We start from the raw sequence: 14,789 nt of genomic DNA on the forward strand, positions 1-14,789 counted from the left end.
TCCAAAGCCGTCAATGATACGGGGTTCTCCGCACCGCGCCCGGGTGATAGAAGCTGCCCACACCGTGGGCAGAACCGTCCGCGGCCTTGAAAGCGACAAGAAAAACCATCAAGTTGCGGGGGTTGGGCGTGGGCACGCAGGTTTCCCGACCCGCCCTCCTGGCTCCAACGACCAACCCGATCAGGACATGCCATTGACCATGGCCCAAGGAATGAAGCGCCTCGGGACGCCGATCGCGGCGCTGCTCGGCGTCGCGCTGATCGCCCTGATCGCGACCTCATGGCTCATCAACCGCGACGCGCTGCGCAAGGCGGTCGAAGCGCAGATCCGTGACGTCACCGGGCTCGAGCTCAGTGTCGCGGGCGCAATCGACATCTCGGTGCTGCCGGCGAGCTACATCTCCTTCCGCGACGTCGGCCTCAAGGGCGGCGGCACCAGCGATCCCGCACTCCAGGTCGACGTGCTCACCGCCAATCTGCGGCTGCTGCCTTTGCTGCTGCAACGGTTCGAGATCGCCGACCTGACGCTGCTGCGGCCGCGCATCCATGTCAGCCTGAAGCCGGACGGCCAGAGCAACTGGACGCCCTTCATCCAGACCATCGCGCGCACCATGAAGCCCGGCGCCGAGAACCAGGTCTCGTTCTCCGAAATCCGGATCCAGGACGGCGTGCTCGACTACCAGGACGCCGCCACGCACGGCACCGAGAAGTTCGAGGACATCGACCTGTCGCTGGCCTGGCCTTCGATCTCGCGCTCCTTCGCCGCGACCGGACAGTTCGACTGGCGCGGCGAGCGTGTCGACGGCTCGATCAGCTTTTCCGATTTCGTCGCCGCCCTCTCCGGCGAGCGCTCGGGGTTGAAGGCGCGGATCGCCAGCGCGCCGCTCAAGCTCGCCTTCGACGGCAGCGTCGCCAACCGCACCAGCCCGATGATGGAGGGCACGCTGACGATCGACAGCCCCTCCTTGCGCAACGCGCTGCGCTGGACCGGGCAGCCACAGCCCGCCAGCGGCGGCTTCGGCCGCTTCGTGCTGAAGGCGCGCGCCAACGTCGTCGGCGCCTCGATCGCGCTCACCAACGTCAATGTCGAGCTCGACGGCAATGCCGCCGAGGGCGTCATGACCTACGCCAATAACGGCCGGCAGACGCTGCAGGCGACGCTTGCCGCCGACGCGCTCGACTTCACGCCTTATATCTCCACCTTCCGCCTGCTCGCGAGCGGCGCGCGGGACTGGAACAGGCAGCTGTTCGATCTCAACGGATTGTCGACGACCGACCTCGACATGCGCCTGTCGGCAGCAAAGCTGACGGTGGGGCCGACCAGGCTCGGCCGCACCGCGATCGGCGCCAATTTGCGCAACGGCACGCTGGCGCTCTCGGTCGGCGAGGCGCAGGTCTATGGCGGCATCGCCAAGGGCTCGTTCGGCATCGCGCGCTCCGACACCGTCGCCGACATCAAGGCGCAATTCCAGTTCACCGACGTCGATCTCCAGGCCTGCGCCACCGAACTGTTCGGCCTCAGCAAGCTATCCGGCCGCGGCAACATCAACGTGTCGCTCTTCGCCTCGGGCTCGAGCCCGTTCGGCCTCGTGCAGTCGCTCGACGGCAGCGCCACCGTCACCGGTCATGACGGCGCGATCTCGGGCTTCAATGCCGAGCAGCTGCTGAAACGTCTGGAGCGGAGGCCGCTGTCCGGCGGCGGCAATTTCCGCAACGGTTCGACGCCGTACAACAATCTCACCATCGCCGTGAAATTCTCCGATGGGGTCGCGACCGCCGAAGACATCCGTGTCGAAGGGCCGGCGGCGAAGATCACGCTCACCGGCACCGCCTCGGTGCCGACGCGCGAATACGACATGAAGGGCGTGGCGAGCCTCAACAGCACGTCGGGATTCGAATTGCCATTCGTGGTGCAGGGCCCCTGGGACGATCCCCTGATCTTCCCCGATCCGGAAAGCCTGATCCGCCGCTCGCCGGCCTCCGCGCCGCTGCTCGACATGCTGAAGGATCGCAAGGGGGGCGACGCCGTGCGCTCCGCGATCGAGCGCATCACCGGCAGCGGAAAGCGTCCTCCACCGGCGGAATCGCCGACGGCGGAGAACGCCAAAGAGAACGCGAAGGAAAACGCCAAATCCAACTAGGCTGATCAACGCAGCCTTCGCGGATTTCGGTAGCCCGAGCTCAACAAGCTCGACATGCCAGCGACTTGCCAAATCCAAATCGAGCAGTGCGGCCGATTGCATCCCGGAGGCGGCGTTAAGCGGCCGATTGCGTCGTCGAAATCCAGGCCTTGTCCCCCTGCAGCACTGCTCCTCCACCGATCTTCGATCCGGCCGCGACCTTGAGAGCGCCGCTTCCTCCCAGTTCGCGAGCCAACACCTCGCGGTCACAGGCGTCCTCCCACAGCGAAACGGTAATGGCTGCGACGCAGTTGCTGATCATGCTGGTCAGCGCCCGCGCTTCCGACATGAAACGGTCGATGCCGACAAGCAGCGCCACGCCGGTCACGGGCAGATCCGGCATGACGGAGAGGGTCGCGACAAGCGCCACGAAGCCGCTGCCGGTGACGCCAGCCGCGCCTTTGGACGTCAGCAGCATCAGTCCGAGCATCGCCGCAATCTGCCCCCACGACAGGTGGACGTCGCAGGCCTGCGCGATGAAGATGGAGGCCAGGGTGAGATAGATGGCGCTGCCGTCCAGATTGAAGGAATAGCCCATCGGCAACACGAGGCCGGACACGCCTTTCCGGCATCCGAGCTGCTCCAGCTTGCGCAGCGCTCCCGGCAGCGCCGGTTCCGACGATGATGTGCCGAGCACGATCAGCAGCTCTTCCTTGAAGTAGCGAATGGTCTTCCACAGGCTGAAGCCGTTCAGCCGCGCCAGCGTGCCGAGCACGACGACCACGAAGACGGAGCAGGCGATATAGAATGTCAGGATCAGCAGTCCGAGCGAGCCGATCGATCGAATGCCGTAGCGGCCCACGGTGAACGCCATGGCGCCAAAGGCGCCGAGCGGAGCGAGCTTCATGACGAAGCCAAAGGACACAAACAGGACCTGAGAGAAGGAATCGACCGCCTTCGTAACCACCGCGCCCCCATCGCCGGCACGGCTCAGGCCAAAGGCGATCAGGATGGAGACCAGCAGGACCGGCAGCACTTCGCCGTCGGCAAACGCGCCAAAGAAGGAATGCGGGATGATGTGCAGCATGAAGTCCGCAAATCCGATCGCACTCGCCTGTTTGGTGAATTTCGCGGCCACCGACGGATCCAGCGTGCTGACGGACACATGCATGCCGACGCCCGGCTGGATCAGCAACACGGCGACCAGCCCGGCCAGCAGTGCGAGCACGGTCAGCAGGTAGAACAGCGCCATGGATTTCACCAGCGTGCGGCCGACCTCGCGGGAATCGCTGATGCTGTTGATGCCGCTGACGATGGTGCAGAACACGATCGGCGCGATCATCATCTTGACCAGCTTCACGAAGCCATCGCCGAAGGGCTTCAGCGCGGCACCGAACTCAGGCCAGAGATGGCCGGTGAGGACGCCCAACATGAGACCGATCAGCACCTGGACGTAGAGGATCCGGTAGAATGGCTTTCGCGTCTCACTGTTCACGGGCCCGACCAGCGCTTGCTTCTGCATTCTCGTTTCTCCCATGGCTCTGATTTTTCATGGCTCTGATTTTTGAAGGCTTTGAAAGCGGTCCGGCTTCAGGCTGCCAGGACGGAATGAGGGACGTGCGATCGACGGGCGAAGACATGGCCCTCGAGAATTCGCCGGGCTGTCCGCTGCACCCGGGCAACCGGGCCGGGCTCCAGCCGAACCACGAGCTGGCCGGAGGGATGGGCGAGCGTGATCGGCACCGGAGGTGCAAGCAATCCAACCATCTCTGCGGCGATCGTCCCGGGCGTCACACAGGCGGTCGCGATCGCGACGGCACCGGTCACCGCCAGCGCGCTATGGCAGTCGTGCGGCATGAAGTACCTGACGTTCAACGCCGCCCCGCTTGCAGGCGCGATCAGAACCGGCTTCGGAATCACCATTGACGCGGAATCCGGAAAACCCATCCGGCGTCCAGCCTCGATGCGCAAATGTTCGAGCCGCCCGCGGAAGGCGCCGTCGGCGAAGGCCGGAGGGGCCTCGCGGCCGGTCCATCCGAGATCTGCCGCGCGGACCAGCATGACGGGCATGGCTGCGTCGATGCAGGTCACGTCGATCCCTCCGATACGGTCGACCGGACGTCCTGTCGGCAACAGGCGACCGGTGCGTGCGCCGGCCGCGTTGGGGAACGACAGTTCGATGGGCGCGGCCGTTCCCGGTACCCCGTCGATCCGCGCCCCGCCCTCATAGGTCACCCGTCCTCCGGGAGTGGCGACCGTCGCATCGACCAGCTTACCGGTGTTGACGTTATGGATACGCACATGGGTGCGATCTGCGGTAGCGGCGACCAGGCCAGCTTCGATTGCGAACGGCCCGACCGCCGCCAGCATGTTTCCGCAGTTCGGCGAGGTATCGACGATCCCTTCGCGAACGCGCACCTGGGCAAACAGGTAGTCGACATCGGCGTCGGGCACCGTTGCCGGTCCGATGATCGCGACCTTGTTGATCACGGCATTGCCGCCGCCGATTCCATCGATTCCGAGATCGTGCCCACCTCCCATTACCGACAACAGGACCGCGTCGCGCGCGTTGGGATCGGCAGGAAGGTCGCGAGCCAGGAAAAACGGTCCGCGCGAGGTCCCACCGCGCATGACCACACAGGGAATGGCAATCTGATCGTTCATGATGTTCTTCCGTTCGGCGACATGCTCGCCTGAACCAGAGCATCCTCCCTCCGAACTCTTTTGTGAAATGCAAATATCTGAGGTATTATGTCGTAAGTCGACATAATGGAGCCTTGCCATGAACGCAGAACTGCTCGACCTCAAGGCGTTCATCACCGTCGCGGAGATGGGCAGCTTCGTCCGGACCGCGAAGGCGCTGAATCTGTCCCAGCCGGCGCTCAGCCGGCGCATTCAGAAGCTGGAGGAAAGTCTCGGAGCGCCGCTGCTCGAACGGTCCACGCGCCACGTCAATCTCACCATGACGGGCCGCGACTTCCTGCCGAAGGTCCGCCGTCTCATCGACGAGTTCGAGACCTCGGTGCTCGCCATCCATGATATCGGCGCGCGAAGTTCGGGTTTGGTCTCCGTGGCTGCGGTGCCGACAGCGGTGTTCTATTTTCTTCCGCGAGCGATCGGCCGGTTCGCCGAAGCGTATCCGCGCATCCGCATCCGCATTCTGGATATCGGCGCCAATGAGGGGTTGGAAGCGGTCGCGCGCGGAGAAGCCGACTTCGGCATCAATTTCATCGGCGCTTCGCATGCCGAAATCGAATTCGAGAAATTGGTTGAGGACCCGTTCGTCCTGGCCTGCCGTCATGACCATCCGCTGGCATCGCGCAAGCAGGTGAGCTGGTCGGAGATCGTGTCGCACCGGGTCATCACCGTCGGTCGCAACAGCGGCAATCGCGCGTTGATCGACAATGCGCTGGCGCGGCAGGGCCTGCAGCTGAACTGGTCTTATGAAGTCGCCCACCTCTCCGGCTCGCTTGGCCTGGTCGAAGAGGGATTGGGCATCGCTGTGCTGCCGAGGCTCGCGACGCCCGCCGCCGGTCATCCGATCATTCACACCGTTCGGCTGATCGAGCCGGAAGTGTCGCGGACGATCGGAATCGTGCGCAGGCGCGGAGCGACGCTATCGCCGCATGCCAGCCAGTTTTTGAAGATGCTCCTCGAGGCATGGCGCTCTCCTTCTCGAGCCGGCGGGCATGGCAAGCCCCGGCCCCGATCCGCTGAGGCAAGTTCGAACACGATATCGACGGGTCTAAAGCGGAAACGCTGACGGCTCGCCCGAGCGGGACGAGACCGTTCCCCAAACTGGAGTTCCTCGGAAGGCGCGAATTGATCAGGGCGAATTGATGCGGTGATTGGATCGATGCACGCGTTAAGGATCTCCGCAAGGCCCATCCCCGCGACCTATGTCTGACAACATGCCGCTAGATCGAGCTAACGCCATGCGCTAGTGTTTTATACGACCGGTTAAAAACACCGGCCGTTTGAGGGAGAAAAACGTGAAATCCAAGGTTATTGGCGCAGTATCACTGGCGGTCGCTGCGGCCGGGCTGTTTGCAGCCGCTGCACCCGCATTTGCGCAGCAGAAGACGATCACGGTCTGGTGGGGCAAGGGCTTCTATCGCTCCGAAGACGACGCACTGATCGAGACGATCAAGAAGTTCGAAGCCAAGACCGGCATCAAGGTCGAATTGTCGCAATACGCGATCCAGGACATGATTCCGAAGACGGTCGCCGCGCTCGATGCCGGCACCGTGCCCGATGTCGCCTATTCCGACTCTTATGACGTCCAGGCGCAGGGCAAGTGGGCCTATGAAGGCAAGCTTGAGGATCTCTCCGACGTGATGGAGCCGATCAAGGGCCGGTTCGTGCAGAACACGCTGGATGCGTCGATCCTCTATAACGACGTCACCAAGAAGAAGGCCTATTACGGCTTCCCGCTGAAGCAGCAGAGCATGCACGTCCAGATCTGGAACGACATGCTGGAGAAGTCCGGCTTCAAGCTCGCCGATATCCCGAACGACTGGACGGGCTACTGGACGTTCTGGTGCGACAAGGTGCAGCCGGGGATCCGCAAGGCCACCGGCCAGCGCATCTATGCCGTCGGCCAGCCGATGGGCGTGGAATCCACCGACGCCTTCCAGTCGTTCTACACCTTCATGGACGCCTACCACGTCAAGCTGGTCGACGACGACGGCAAGCTCACGGTCGACGATCCCACGGTTCGCGAGAACCTGATCAAGGCGATGAAGGATTACACCGACACCTACATCAAGGGTTGCACGCCGCCATCCTCCACGACCTGGAAGGATCCCGACAACAACGTCGCGTTCCACAACAAGACCATCGTGATGACCCACAATTTCACGATCTCGATCGCCGCGAAGTGGTTCGAGGACTCCCAGAACCAGGCGCTCACGCCCGAACAGCGCGAAGCCGGCAAGAAGGCCTACGAGCAGGACATCGTGACGGCGTCCTTCCCGAAGGCGCCGGATGGTTCGACCATCCGCTACCGCTCCGACGTCAAGACCGGACTGGTCTTCACCGCGGCCAAGAACAAGGCAGAGGCCAAGCAGTTCATCAGCTTCCTGCTCCAGGAAGAGAACGTCCGCCCCTACATCGAGGGCGCGCTCGGCCGCTGGTTCCCTGTGACGAAGGAAAGCCAGGAAAGCCCGTTCTGGCAGGCTGACAAGCACCGCAAGGCCGTCTACACGCAGTTCAAGGGCGGCACCGCGGCGTTCGACTTCACCAAAAACTGGAAGTTCACGATCCTCAACAACGAGAACGTGTGGGCGAAGGCGATGAACCGCGTCGTCAGCGAGAAGGTTCCGGTCGACAAGGCCGTCGACGAACTGATCGCCCGCATCAAGCAGGTCGCGGGTTAAATCATCCTGCCTCTCCCCGCCTCGCGGGGAGAGGTGCTAGAACAACACCGGCCGCGTTTCGCGGCCGGCATCTCTTTGAAGAGTCCGAAAAGAATGGCGATCACGCTCTCTGGCGATCAGGCACTCCCCGGCCCGCCCCTGTCGTCGCGGCTGACCCCGCCGCAGGTCTGGGGCATCGTGCTGCTTGCGCCCTATCTGCTCGTTTTCCTTGCCTTCGTGGTCTACCCCGTCGGCTACGGGCTGTGGCTGGCGCGGGCCCCGTCGAACTATGTCGCGCTCTACAACGATCCGATCTTCGCGCGCGCCGCGGTCAACACGCTGATCTTCCTGGTCATCGGCATCAACATCAAGATGCTGATCGCGCTGTTCCTGTCCGGCTTCTTCGCGGTGCAGCGCCCCTGGATCAAATGGCTCTCGGTGATCTTCATCCTGCCCTGGGCGGTGCCGTCGATCCCGACCATCCTGTCGGTTCGGTTCATGCTCAATCCCGAATGGGGCATGGTCAATCACCTCATCTTCTCCCTGACCGGCGATGACGGCCCGAACTGGCTCAACGACCCCACCGTGGCGCTCAGCATGGCGATCGCGGTGCACATCTGGAAGTCGCTGCCGTTCTGGACGCTGATCCTGATCACCGGCCGCCTTGCGATCTCGCACGATCTGTTCGAGGCCGCCGAGGTCGACGGTGCGAGCTGGTGGCAGAAATTCCGCTACATCACCTGGCCGTCGATGCAGACGCTCTACGTCACCTGCACGCTGCTCTCGATGATCTGGACGCTCGGCGACTTCAACAGCGTCTATCTGCTCACCGGCGGTGGCCCGGCCGACCTCACGCATGTGCTGTCGACCCTCGGCATCCGCTATCTCCGGCTCGACCAGCTCAGCCTGGCCATGGCATCGATCGTCTGCGCAATGCCGTTCGTCCTGCCGCTCGTGTACTTCATGATGAAACGGTTGTCGCGATGAAGCTCCCCACCCTGCGCGAAGTCGCAACCGAAGCGCGGTTGCTGCTGATCGGCATTCCCGTCTTCCTCTGGACGATGATTCCGATCTACCACATGTTCCTGTTCGCGATCTCGCCGAAGGAGGACGCATTCTCCGGCAAGCTGTGGCCGGACCATCCGACGCTGCACAACTTCGAAATCGTGTTCAAGCAACAGCACTACTTCCTGCGCGACTTCTACATACAGTTCTGGAACTCGCTGGTGATCGCGGCATCCGTCGGCGTGCTGACGCTGTTCATCGCCACCGCCGCGGCATTCTCGATCTCGCGGCTGAAGGTGCCCGGCGGGCGGGTCGTGATGAATCTCGCGCTGTTCACCTATTTCATCCCGGCGGCGTTCCTTGCCGTGCCGATGTACCGCACCATGGGCAATTACGGCCTGCTCAACAATCACTGGTCGCTGATCCTGGCGATGGTGACCATCGCCAGCCCTTACGCGATCTGGGTGCTCAAGCAGGCCTCCGACAAGCTGCCCGTCGAATTGGACGAAGCCGCCGTGATGGACGGTGCGACGACCCTCCAGATCTTCCGTCTGGTCTACCTGCCGCTGATGATGCCCTCGCTGGTCGCGATCGGCACTTATGCGGTGCTGCTGGCCTGGAACGAATATCTCTACGCGTTCCTGCTGCTCTCGAACGACCGCGAGATCACCCTCCCCGTCGCGCTCGGCAACTTCCTCGCCGCCGACGACTCGCCGTGGGAGCTGTTGATGACGACCGGCTTCATCTACGCACTGCCGCCGGCCGCGATCTACTATGCCTTCCGCCGCTACATGGTGGGCGGGCTCACGGCAGGTGCGGTGAAGTCCTGACGCGACAGGACGCATCGGGTCGCCGCAAGCAGGACGTTCGAGCGACAACGTGGACAATTGCGGGTTGTCCACGCCTGCTCTAACCTCCGTGCCCCAATGCAGGGCACGGCATCATGCGCAGCAACGACGCGATCCATCTCGGCCTGATGCTGCTGGCGCTCGCGGCGGCCTATCTGATGCCGTTCGAGCTGCTCCTGCTGGCTTATGTCGTGCTCGGCCCGGCGCACTACTTCACCGAGATTTCGTGGCTGCACGACCGCAGCTACTACCTGCCACATCGCGGGATTGCGGCAGCCCTCGCAATCATCGCCGTGGTCGCGGCCCTGATCGACAACGCCTCCTGGTTCGGCTTTGCGATGTGGGGCGCGCTGATCGTCTGCGCCATGCTCGCGGCCACCACCTCGGCGATCGAGAGCATGCTGCTGTTCATGACGGCACTCGCCCTGTCCGCGACCATGTATTCGAGCGGGTCTTCGCTCGCGGTCATCGGCATCCTGATTCCGACCCTGGTCCACGTCTCGCTGTTCACGCTGATCTTCATGGTGCTCGGCGCGCACCGATCCGGCAGCCGCGTCCAGGCTGCGCTGGTGGCTGTCTACCTCGTCGCGATTGCTACGATCCTGCTGCTGCCGCCAACCGCCGAAGTCCGGATCGCAAGCTTTGCCCGGGTTGGACAAGATTATTTCGGCAATGTCGGCCCGGCGCTCAGCCGGCTGTTCGGCGTACCCGGTCTCGTCCTCGACACCAGGCTGACGAGCCTGCTCGCCTTCGTCTATACCTATCATTACCTCAACTGGTTCATCAAAGCCGACGTCATCCGCTGGACCGCAGTCCCGAAGGCGCGGCTGGCGGCGATGGCCGCCGCCAGCGCAGCCTCCACCGCGCTCTACTTCTACGACTACGCGTTCGGTTTCACCTTCCTGCTGGCGCTGAGCCTGATCCATATCCTGCTGGAATTTCCGCTCGACGCCCTGGCGCTGCGGCAGCTCGGGGCGGCGGTGCAGGGCGCGGCGCGAGGATGGCACGCTGCACGAACGGCTACAGCGGCGCCGCGCTCTCGCCCTGCGAGCTCGACAGTTTCGAAGCGAGCGAGGCGATCACGATGACCACCGCGATCAGGGCGATCACCAGCGTGCAGATCGCGTTGATCTCCGGCTTCACGCCCAGCCGCACCTCGGAATAGATCCGGATCGGCAAGGTCGCCGACCCCGGCCCGGTCGTGAAGCTCGCGATCACGAGATCGTCCAGCGACAGCGTGAAGGCCAGCATCCAGCCTGCGACGATCGCGGGGGCGATCAACGGCAGCGTCACCGAAAGAAAGGCGCGGACCGGGTCGCAGCCAAGGTCCATCGCCGCCTCCTCCAGCGAACGGTCGAGCGAGCCGAGGCGGGACTGCACGACCACGGCGACGAAACACATCGTCAGCGTGGTATGGGCGATCGTCACCGTCCAGAAGCCGCGCTCGGCGTTCAGCGCGACGAACAACAGCAGCAGCGACAGGCCCGTGATCACCTCGGGCATCACCAGCGGCGCGTAGAGCATGCCGGAGAACAGCGTGCGGCCGCGGAAGCGCTCGCCGCGCGACAATGCGACCGCGGCGAGCGTGCCGAGCAGCGTGGCGATGGTCGCGGAGGAGACCGCAACGCGAAAACTCATCCAGGCCGCCTCGATCATGGCGCGGTCGTTGAAGAACTCGTGATACCAGCGCAGCGACCAGCCGCCCCACACCGTCACCAGCCGCGAAGCATTGAAGGAGTAGATGACGAGGATGAGGATCGGCAAGTAAAGGAACGCCAGCCCGAGCGCGAGCGAGGCGATGTTGAAACGGGACAGGCGTGAGACCTTGCGCATGGCGTCAGCGCCCCTGTTCCAGCTGCCGCTTCTGGAGCCGCTCATACAGCAGCAGCGGCATCAGCAGCACCACCAGCAGCACGATGGCCGCGGCAGAGGCGACCGGCCAGTCCTTGTTGGTGAAGAATTCGAGCCACAGGGTCTGGCCGATCATCAGCGAATTGGAGCCGGCCAGAAGGTCCGGGATGACGAATTCGCCGACGATGGGAATGAAGCACAGCAGCACGCCGGCACCGACGCCGGGCAGCGACAGCGGGAAGGTGACGAGCCAGAACACCTGCCACGGCGGCGCGCCGAGATCGCCAGCCGCCTCCTCCAGCGCTGGCTCCATCTTGGCGAGCGTGGCGTAGAGCGGCAGGATCATGAAGGGCAGATAGGAATAGACGATGCCGATATACATCGCGCTGTCGGTGGAAAGCCAGACCAGGGGCTGGCTGACCAGGTGTAGCGCCAGCAGGATCTGGTTCAGCAGCCCGTCGTGCTGGAGGATGTTGATCCAGGCATAGATGCGGATCAGGAACGAGGTCCAAAACGGCACGATCACCAGCACCATCGCCACCGCCTGCCAGCTCTTCGGCAGTCGCGCCATGCCGTAGGCGATGGGATAGCCGATCAGCAGCAGCAGCGCAGTCGCGGTCACAGCGACGGTGAGGCTGCGCACATAGGCGAACACATAGATGTCGTCGGAGACGAGCAGCTTGAAATTGTCGATCGACAGTGCGGCAAAGGCCGCCTTGAGCGCGTCCCACCCCGCCATCAGGTCGAACACCGGCTCGTAAGGCGGCTGCGCGATCGCCGTCAGCGACAGGCTGATCTTGAGCACGAACGCGAACGGCACCAGGAAGAACAGCACCATCCAGACATAGGGGGCGATCGCGGCAAAGCGCGCCGGACGCGCGAAGATACGGCGGGAGCTCATGACGGCAGCACCACGCAATCATCGGGCGTGAACCAGGCGACGATTTGCTGGCCCACGCTATAGGCGTCGACGTACAGACGCGCGCTGTTGGAGACGGAGGCCCGTACGATTCCGCCGGTATCGAGCTTCACTTTATAGGTGGTGGTGCCGCCGAGATAGCAGATGTCCGCGATCACACCGTCCAGGCTGTTGATCGTGGTTTCACGACCGGCTTCGCTGACCGGGGCGCGGCGCGACAACTTGATCTTCTCGGGACGAATCGCGATCGAGAATCTTCCCGCACCGACCGGTTCGCGCGGCTCGGCCACCACCAACGTACCCGCATCACGCGTACCAATGACCAGACGATGACCGTCGCGCAATCTGGTCTCGCCGTCGAACACATTGACGTCGCCGACGAACTCCGCGATCCAGCGCGAGCGCGGAGCTTCATAGAGCTCGCGGGGGCTCGCGACCTGAGCAAGCCTGCCGGTGTTCATCACGCCGATCCGGCTCGCCATCGTCATGGCTTCCTCCTGATCGTGGGTGACGACGATGAAGGTCATGCCGAGCCGGCGCTGCAGCTCCATCAGCTCGCCTTGCGTATTCTCGCGCAGCTTCTTGTCGAGCGCCGCGAGCGGCTCGTCGAGCAGCAGCAGTTGCGGGCGGCGCGCCAGTGCGCGGGCAAGCGCGACGCGCTGGCGCTGGCCGCCGGAGAGCTGATCCGGCTTGCGCTTGTCGAGCCCTTCGAGCTTCACCAGGGCGACCATCTCGGCCACACGGGCGGCGATGTCGGCGCGTGCCATGCCGGCGCGCTTCAAGCCGAAGGCGATGTTATCGCGCACCGACAGATGCGGAAACAACGCGTAATTCTGGAACATCATGTTGATCGGGCGCTCATGCGGCAGCGCCTGCGCGATGTCCTTGTCCCCGAGCAGGATGCGCCCCTCGTCCGGCGCCTCGAAGCCGGCGAGCATGCGCAGCAGCGTGGTCTTGCCGCAGCCGCTGGGCCCGAGCAGCGCGAAGAATTCGCCAGCCTTGATGTCCAGCGAGACGCCATCCACGGCGCGGAAGGTGCCAAAGGTTTTGGCGACGCCCTCGATGCGCAGCAGCGGCTGGCCCGCCGCAGGAAGCGCATCTCCGCCGGCCGCATCAGCCGCGGCGCCTGTTCTGGGCAACTCGTCCGTCATGATCCTGCCAACCCCGATTCCGCCGCACGCTAGCCGCCGATCGTCCCTAGCTCAACCGTGCCGGGAGAGATCGTTCACATCACATTCGCCATGAACGACGCCAGCGCGTCGCGGTCCGCCGCAGGCATGGTCAGGCCCAGCTTGGAGCGGCGCCACAGGACGTCCTCGGGGAAGCGGGCCCATTCGCGAGCCATCAGATAGCGGACCTCGGCGCCGGTCAGTTCGGGACCGAAGCCCGGGCCGAGATCGTCGCGGCTCCTGGCGTCACCGAGAACTGCGGACAACCGCGTCCCATAAGCCCCGACCAGACGCTGGGCCTCTGGCTCCGAGAGAAACCGCCAGCGGTCGCGCGCAAGGTCGACTTCGGTGTCGAAACGCTCCCAGGCAAAATCTCCGCCGGGCAGCGCGGCGCCGGCAGTCCAGGGCGGCGACATCGGATAGAACGGCGTCAGCTTCGTCACCGCCCACTCCGCGCGCAGGCGCGAGGTGGTGACGTCACCGCCGAACATGGTGAGCAGCGGCGCCTTGCGCTGGCGCGCATGGAACAGCATCGTGCCGTCGCGGCCGCGCAGGGACGCCAGCGCCAGGTTGACGCCGGAGACTGTCCGGACCACGTCGGTCGGGGCGACGCGCTGACGAAAATAGCGGCTCGCCGCTTCGCAGAGATAGCCGACGTCGGCCCCCGGCATCGCCACAATTGCGGGATCGCCGGTGAAGGCGTGCGTGACCGTGCCGATCAGCGTGAAGTGGCCCTCGAACGGGCGGGCGAAGATCAGCCGTCCATCATTGTTCTGAAAGACGTAGACGTTCTCGGAATCGAACAGCCTGGGCACGATGATCTGGCTCATCTGCGTGGCCGCCATCGCGGGCTGCGGCTGCCGCAGCACGGTCTCAGCAACCATTGGCGTCCAGCCGCCGGTGGCGTTGGCCAGTGCCCGCGCCGTGATGGTGCGGCGGTGGCCGCGATCGACCACCGCGAGCCGCCAAATGTCGGTTCTGTCCGCACGGACGCAACGCGCACCAGTCCGGATCGCCGCCCCATGCTCAGCGGCATCCAGCGCCGTCAGCACCACCAGGCGAGAGTCATCGACGACGCAGTCCGAATATTCGAACGCCGTACCGAACGGGCGCTTCAGCGCGTTGCCGACCGGATGATGCGTGATGTCGAGAGTGGCCGAGGGCGGCAGGCCGCCCCGGTTCGTGAGACCGTCATAGACATACAGGCCGGCACGCAGCAGCCATGGCGGCCGCTCGTCGGAATGCGCGGGGATCACGAAGCGCATCGGCCGGACCAGATGCGGTGCGATCCGGAGCCAGGTCCGGCGCTCGGCCAGGGCCCGGCGCACCCGCCGGAACCCGCGCCGCTCCAGCACCGACAGATCGCCGTGGATCAGCCGCGGTGTTGCCGACGATGCCGCGCTGCCGAGATCGCCCTGCTCGAACAGGATCACCCGCAAGCCGCGGCCTGCCGCATCGCGCGCGAGGCTGACACCGTTCAGGCCGCCGCCGATGATCGCGAGGTCGTAATCCGCCATGAAG

The 14,789-nt window shown here is 64.4% G+C and carries 12 protein-coding genes; 6 read left to right on the top strand and 6 right to left on the bottom strand.

Going from position 1 to position 14,789, the window contains the following annotated elements:
* The first annotated feature begins 199 nt into the window (after positions 1–199).
* Positions 200–2,140: an AsmA family protein gene (locus XI04_RS13295; RefSeq protein WP_165637319.1), complete on the top strand. Its 1,941-nt coding sequence runs from the start codon at positions 200–202 to the stop codon at positions 2,138–2,140.
* Between the two features lie 115 nt (positions 2,141–2,255).
* Here the strand turns inward: XI04_RS13295 and dctA are convergent, their stop codons facing one another.
* Together dctA and XI04_RS13305 are read right to left on the bottom strand one after the other, a co-directional pair.
* The gene (dctA, locus tag XI04_RS13300; protein WP_271610309.1) at positions 2,256–3,641 is read right to left on the bottom strand and encodes a C4-dicarboxylate transporter DctA; all 1,386 of its coding nucleotides are present in this window, start codon (positions 3,639–3,641) and stop codon (positions 2,256–2,258) included.
* Positions 3,642–3,709: 68 nt separating this feature from the next.
* Entirely contained in the window at positions 3,710–4,783 is a 1,074-nt protein-coding gene (locus XI04_RS13305; RefSeq protein ID WP_095426651.1) for a 4-oxalomesaconate tautomerase, read from the bottom strand.
* Positions 4,784–4,901: 118 nt separating this feature from the next.
* On the opposite strand from XI04_RS13305, the gene XI04_RS13310 reads away from it, so the two are divergent.
* The 5 genes from XI04_RS13310 to XI04_RS13330 all read left to right on the top strand — a co-directional run bounded on the left by XI04_RS13310 (position 4,902) and on the right by XI04_RS13330 (position 10,417).
* Entirely contained in the window at positions 4,902–5,882 is a 981-nt protein-coding gene (locus XI04_RS13310) for a LysR family transcriptional regulator (protein WP_095426652.1), read from the top strand.
* Between the two features lie 229 nt (positions 5,883–6,111).
* Complete coding sequence (locus XI04_RS13315; RefSeq protein WP_028140276.1) at positions 6,112–7,497, top strand: ABC transporter substrate-binding protein; 1,386 nt, start codon at positions 6,112–6,114, stop codon at positions 7,495–7,497.
* Between the two features lie 93 nt (positions 7,498–7,590).
* Positions 7,591–8,463, top strand: a complete 873-nt coding sequence (locus XI04_RS13320) for a carbohydrate ABC transporter permease (protein ID WP_028140277.1) — start codon at positions 7,591–7,593, stop codon at positions 8,461–8,463.
* Entirely contained in the window at positions 8,460–9,311 is an 852-nt protein-coding gene (locus tag XI04_RS13325; protein ID WP_018317827.1) for a carbohydrate ABC transporter permease, read from the top strand. Before XI04_RS13320 ends, XI04_RS13325 begins: the two co-directional genes overlap by 4 nt.
* 113 nt (positions 9,312–9,424) lie before the next feature.
* On the top strand, positions 9,425–10,417 hold the full coding sequence (locus tag XI04_RS13330; protein WP_271610310.1) for a hypothetical protein: 993 nt from the start codon (positions 9,425–9,427) through the stop codon (positions 10,415–10,417).
* On the opposite strand, the gene XI04_RS13335 is transcribed toward XI04_RS13330, so the two are convergent.
* The 4 genes from XI04_RS13335 to XI04_RS13350 form a co-directional block, all read right to left on the bottom strand.
* The gene (locus XI04_RS13335; protein WP_028140278.1) at positions 10,350–11,162 is read right to left on the bottom strand and encodes an ABC transporter permease; all 813 of its coding nucleotides are present in this window, start codon (positions 11,160–11,162) and stop codon (positions 10,350–10,352) included. The two genes, XI04_RS13330 and XI04_RS13335, sit on opposite strands and share 68 nt — an antisense overlap.
* A 4-nt stretch (positions 11,163–11,166) precedes the next feature.
* A complete protein-coding gene (locus XI04_RS13340) occupies positions 11,167–12,081 on the bottom strand; it encodes an ABC transporter permease (protein WP_028140279.1) in 915 nt (304 codons plus the stop codon).
* Entirely contained in the window at positions 12,078–13,250 is a 1,173-nt protein-coding gene (locus XI04_RS13345; protein WP_212474841.1) for an ABC transporter ATP-binding protein, read from the bottom strand. Before XI04_RS13345 ends, XI04_RS13340 begins: the two co-directional genes overlap by 4 nt.
* Positions 13,251–13,324: 74 nt before the next feature.
* On the bottom strand, positions 13,325–14,785 hold the full coding sequence (locus XI04_RS13350; protein WP_271610311.1) for a glycerol-3-phosphate dehydrogenase: 1,461 nt from the start codon (positions 14,783–14,785) through the stop codon (positions 13,325–13,327).
* Between the last annotated feature and the right edge of the window lie 4 nt (positions 14,786–14,789).

The organism is Bradyrhizobium sp. CCBAU 11430 (assembly GCF_028128855.1).
GTDB lineage: Bacteria > Pseudomonadota > Alphaproteobacteria > Rhizobiales > Xanthobacteraceae > Bradyrhizobium > Bradyrhizobium ottawaense.

Bases quoted from the DNA above. Each gene is read 5' to 3' on its own strand.
- XI04_RS13295 (WP_165637319.1), top strand. From the start codon at position 200: ATGGCCCAAGGAATGAAGCGCCTCGGGACGCCGATCGCGGCGCTGCTC.
- dctA (WP_271610309.1), bottom strand. From the start codon at position 3,641: ATGCAGAAGCAAGCGCTGGTCGGGCCCGTGAACAGTGAGACGCGAAAG.
- XI04_RS13305 (WP_095426651.1), bottom strand. From the start codon at position 4,783: ATGAACGATCAGATTGCCATTCCCTGTGTGGTCATGCGCGGTGGGACC.
- XI04_RS13310 (WP_095426652.1), top strand. From the start codon at position 4,902: ATGAACGCAGAACTGCTCGACCTCAAGGCGTTCATCACCGTCGCGGAG.
- XI04_RS13320 (WP_028140277.1), top strand. From the start codon at position 7,591: ATGGCGATCACGCTCTCTGGCGATCAGGCACTCCCCGGCCCGCCCCTG.
- XI04_RS13325 (WP_018317827.1), top strand. From the start codon at position 8,460: ATGAAGCTCCCCACCCTGCGCGAAGTCGCAACCGAAGCGCGGTTGCTG.
- XI04_RS13330 (WP_271610310.1), top strand. From the start codon at position 9,425: ATGCGCAGCAACGACGCGATCCATCTCGGCCTGATGCTGCTGGCGCTC.
- XI04_RS13335 (WP_028140278.1), bottom strand. From the start codon at position 11,162: ATGCGCAAGGTCTCACGCCTGTCCCGTTTCAACATCGCCTCGCTCGCG.
- XI04_RS13340 (WP_028140279.1), bottom strand. From the start codon at position 12,081: ATGAGCTCCCGCCGTATCTTCGCGCGTCCGGCGCGCTTTGCCGCGATC.
- XI04_RS13345 (WP_212474841.1), bottom strand. From the start codon at position 13,250: ATGACGGACGAGTTGCCCAGAACAGGCGCCGCGGCTGATGCGGCCGGC.
- XI04_RS13350 (WP_271610311.1), bottom strand. From the start codon at position 14,785: ATGGCGGATTACGACCTCGCGATCATCGGCGGCGGCCTGAACGGTGTC.